Source organism: Pseudomonas sp. CGJS7, from assembly GCF_036961695.1.
The window spans coordinates 1-4,214 of record NZ_JBAMDI010000260.1; the positions used below are offsets into that span (position 1 = coordinate 1).

The following is a 4,214-nucleotide window of genomic DNA, read 5'->3' on the forward strand; positions in this document are numbered from 1 at the left end:
GTGCTTATCGCTGGACAACGTGACAGTTGTCATCCGATGGCGGCATGTAACCGTCCCGTACCCGGAACTTCCGCCCCACGGGGCGCAAAAATCTCCCCTATTCAGGGACTTACAGGCGCAAATGTTGCGCCGCAGCACGTCGCGCCGGGCTTCACAAAGGTTTGACGTGACCGCCCCGCGCCGGTAATTCTCCCCGACCCGTGCCGTCGGCGTGGGATTTTCATTCAGTTTCCACACGACAGGGGACACCGCATGAGCGGAGCCGCGACACCCACCCTGGGCCAGGCGCCCATCCCGGACTTCAAGCAGCGACTCGGCCATCCCCGGCCGTTGTGGATGCTGTTCATGACCGAGTTCTGGGAGCGCTTCGCGTTCTACGGCATCCGCTGGGCGTTGGTGCTCTACATCGTGGCCCAGTTCTACAGCGGCGACGCCGCCGGCGAAGCGCCGGCCAATCGCGTCTACGGCGCGTATCTGGCGCTGGTGTACGCGGCGGCGATTTTCGGCGGCTACGTCGCCGACCGGATCCTGGGGTATCAGCGCTCGATTCTGCTGGGCGCTGCGATCATGGCCACCGGTCTGTTCCTGATCGCGATTCCCAACGAACAGATCTTCAAACTCGGCCTGGCCACCATCGTGGTCGGCAACGGTCTGTTCAAGCCCAACATCTCGACCATGGTCGGCAAGCTCTACGCGGTCGGCGACGAGCGCCGCGACTCGGGCTTCACCATCTTCTACATGGGCATCAACTGCGGCGGCTTCATCTCGCCGATCCTGACCGGCATCCTGGCCGAGCAAGTGTTCGGCACCTCGGTGATGCCGGCCTACAAGATGGTGTTCCTGGCCTCCGGCGTGGGCATGTTGATCAGCCTGTTCTGGTTCTGGTTCGGCCGCCGCCAGTTGCAGGGCATCGGCCGTCCGCCGCAAGACAGCCAGGGCAAGCAGAAGGTGCTGTACGTGTTCCTGGCCGCGCTGGTCGCCATTCCGGTGGTGTACTTCCTGCTGGCGCTGGGCGCGGCGACCTTGCAGTGGATCTTGCTGGCGATGTTCCTGGGCCTGTGCGGCCTGCTGCTGTGGGAAGGCTTCCGCGAAGGCTCCAAGCAGCGCGACATGGTCATCGCGATGCTGATCATCTTCACCTTCAACATTCTGTTCTGGATGTTCTTCGAGCAGGCGGGCAGCTCGTTCACCTTCCTCGCCGACAAGATCGTCGACCGTCAGCTCAGCGAGAGCTTCACCTTCCCCAATGCCTGGTTCCAGTCGGTCAACTCGCTGGCGATCATCGCCCTGGCGCCGATCATCGCCTGGATCTGGATCGTGATGCGCAAGGCCAACCCGTCGATCCCGCGCAAGTTCGGCCTGGGCTTGATCTTCAACGGCCTGGCGTTCTTGCTGCTGGTGGTGGTGCTGACCCCGCTGGTGGTCCCGGCCGCCGGCCTGGACAGCCTGCCGTCGTGGCTGAAGTGGGCGCCGTCGGTGTCGCCGGATTCGGCGTTCCCGGCCGCGGCCGGCAAGATTCCGTTCTGGTCGTTGTTCATGGTGTACGTGATCCAGTCGATCGGCGAGCTGTGCTTGTCGCCGATCGGTTTGTCGATGGTGACCAAGCTGGCGCCGGTGCGCCTGGTCGGCTTCGGCATGGGCGGCTGGTTCCTGTCGACCGGCATCGGCAACAACCTGTCGGGCATCTTCGCCGGCGTGGTCAGCGGCGAGCAGGGCATGAGCACCTCGACGGCGTTGACCGGTTATGGCTTCGGCTTCCTGGTCCTGGTCGGCGCGGGTGTGCTGTTGTTCCTGATCGCGCCGCTGGTGCAGAAGTTGATGCACGGGGTGAAGTGAGCCCGGTGCGGGGTTGAATGCGAAAACGGCGGCCGTGATGGCCGCCGTTTTTGTTTGTGGGGATGGGCGACGCAGAAGGGCGCGATCCTGGCCGATTTCGGTGTTTCCGGCCGCGACTAGGACAACCCGTCTACGACGTAACTCCCGTGACCGTCATTCCGGCGAAAGCCGGAATCCATTTTGACGTTGCTCTGGCTGTTGAAGCCCGCCGTTTCGAGCAACAGCAAGATCAAAATGGATTCCGGCTTTCGCCGGAATGACGGCGTGAGAGTTTCGACGCGTCCGGATGGGCGCGCCTCTCAACGCGCCTGCGCAGCCATCTCCGCCTCGGCCTGCATCTCCAGTTCGTCCAGGCGATCGAGCAGGCGGAACAGCGCCTCGCGCTCGGCCGGTTCGATATCCACCAGCAGCCGCTGCTCGAACGCCAGCGCCATCGGCGCGACTTCGTCGTAAATCTTGTAGCCGTCCGGCGAGAGCTGCAGCACCGAGCGGCGGCGGTCGTCGTCGTGGGTGTCGCGCTCCAGCCGCCCGGCTTCGGTCAGGCGGGCGACCGCGCGGCTGACCGCGACCTTGTCCATCGCCGTGCGCTGGGCGACTTCGTTGGCCGACAGCCCGGGGAAGCGGCCGAGCACGGCCATCACCCGCCACTCGGTGACGCTGAGGGCGTAGCGCTCGGAATAGACCCGCGCGATCGCGCCGCTGACCCGGTTGGACAGCACCGACAGGCGATAGGGCAGGAAGTGGTCCAGATCCAACTCGGCGTGGGCGGACGCGCCGGAGCGCGCTGCGGCGCGCAGCGGCGGCGCGGTCGGCCCGCGGCCGGCCTGTTCAGGGTCGGAGGAGGCGCCGTTGGTCGGGCCGGAAGGTGAGGTAGGTCGAGTCATGTTGCACTGTGCCTTGCTTATGGTTTCATGTGAAACTATAACGACCCTTTCCCTGAGGCCGTCCGTAGCGGACCCGGCCGCCACCCGAGAACAATGCCATGAATGCACAGCCCAACCTCGGCATGCAGGTCACCACCTTCGAAAATCCGCTCGGCATCGACGGCTTCGAGTTCGTCGAATTCGCCGCACCGGCCGGCCAGGCCGAGTTGCTGCACGACTATTTCCGCCGCCTGGGCTTCACCGCCGTGCTGCGGCACAAGTCGCGGCCGATCACGGTCTACCGCCAGGGCGGGGTCAACTTCCTGGTCAACGAAACCCCCGACAGCTTCGCCTCGGCCTTCGCCCAGGCGCACGGCCCCTGCGCGGCGGGCTTCGCGATCCGCTTCAAGCAGCCGGCCGGCGACGTGCTGGCGGCGGTGCTGGGCAACGGCGGCGAAGCGATCTCCGAGCGCGCCGACACCCGCGCGATCGACGCGCCGGTGGTCAAGGGCATCGGCGACTGCATGCTGTACCTGGTCGACCAATACGGCGACAAGGGCAATGCCTACGCCGATTACGAGCCGATCCCGGGCGCGGACCAGAACCCGACCGGTTTCGGCCTGACCTTCATCGACCATCTGACCCACAACCTGTACTTCGGCAACATGCAGAAGTGGTCGGACTACTACGAGCGCCTGTTCAACTTCCGCGAGATCCGCTACTTCGACATCAAGGGCGCCAAGACCGGCCTGGTGTCCAAGGCGATGACCGCGCCGGACGGCGTGGTGCGCATTCCGCTCAACGAGTCCAGCGACCCCAAGAGCCAGATCAACGAATACCTGGACGCCTACAAGGGCGAGGGCATTCAGCACATCGCCTGCTTCACCGACAACATCTACGACACCGTCGAGGCGATGCGCGCGCAGAACGTCGAGTTCCTGGATACGCCGGACACCTACTTCGAGGTGATCGACCTGCGCGTGCCCAATCACGGCGAGGATGTGCCGCGCTTGGCCAAGAACAAGATCCTCATCGACGCCGACCCTGAGACCCACCAGCGCAAGCTGCTGCAGATCTTCACCCAGAACGCGATCGGCCCGATCTTCTTCGAGATCATCCAGCGCAAGGGCAACGAAGGCTTCGGCGAGGGCAATTTCCAGGCCCTCTTCGAGAGCATCGAACGCGACCAGATGAAGCGCGGCGTACTATAAGCGCACCTCATCGCAAGGCCGTGGACATGCTCAAGGAACTGATCGATCTGTTGACCTGCCGGGAACTGGATCCGGAGGAACTGGCGTCGCTGACGGCTTCGATCGAAAACGCCGGCGACGATCCGGATCTGGACTGGATGGACGATCCCTCGCCGGAGGAGCTGATCCAGAACGCGATCGTGTTCAAGCTGGTCAACCACCTTGCGGTGGGCGACAAGATCGACGAAGTGCACGAGCAGATCAGCGATTTCTTCGCCGAGCCGCTGGCCGATTTCCCGCGCTACGCCAACGGGCGCGGGTATTT

4 protein-coding genes are annotated in these 4,214 nt (G+C 64.4%); 3 read left to right on the top strand and 1 reads right to left on the bottom strand.

All coding sequences use genetic code 11. The features are described 5' to 3' along the window. Positions 1-252: 252 nt before the first annotated feature. Positions 253-1,836: a peptide MFS transporter gene (locus tag V7787_RS52285; RefSeq protein WP_336095374.1), complete on the top strand. Its 1,584-nt coding sequence runs from the start codon at positions 253-255 to the stop codon at positions 1,834-1,836. A gap of 299 nt (positions 1,837-2,135) precedes the next feature. On the opposite strand, the gene V7787_RS52290 is transcribed toward V7787_RS52285, so the two are convergent. Continuing rightward, positions 2,136-2,720, bottom strand: a complete 585-nt coding sequence (locus V7787_RS52290; protein ID WP_336095375.1) for a MarR family winged helix-turn-helix transcriptional regulator — start codon at positions 2,718-2,720, stop codon at positions 2,136-2,138. Positions 2,721-2,818: 98 nt separating this feature from the next. Between V7787_RS52290 and hppD the strand changes: the two genes are divergently transcribed. Further along, positions 2,819-3,910: a 4-hydroxyphenylpyruvate dioxygenase gene (gene hppD / locus V7787_RS52295; RefSeq protein ID WP_336095376.1), complete on the top strand. Its 1,092-nt coding sequence runs from the start codon at positions 2,819-2,821 to the stop codon at positions 3,908-3,910. A 26-nt stretch (positions 3,911-3,936) separates the two neighbouring features. After that, positions 3,937-4,214, top strand: a 278-nt coding sequence (locus V7787_RS52300) for a hypothetical protein (RefSeq protein ID WP_336095377.1), incomplete at its 3' end; no start/stop codon positions are given.

Coding starts and splice junctions, on each gene's coding strand:
- V7787_RS52285 (WP_336095374.1), top strand. CDS start 253: ATGAGCGGAGCCGCGACACCCACCCTGGGCCAGGCGCCCATCCCGGAC.
- V7787_RS52290 (WP_336095375.1), bottom strand. CDS start 2,720: ATGACTCGACCTACCTCACCTTCCGGCCCGACCAACGGCGCCTCCTCC.
- hppD (WP_336095376.1), top strand. CDS start 2,819: ATGAATGCACAGCCCAACCTCGGCATGCAGGTCACCACCTTCGAAAAT.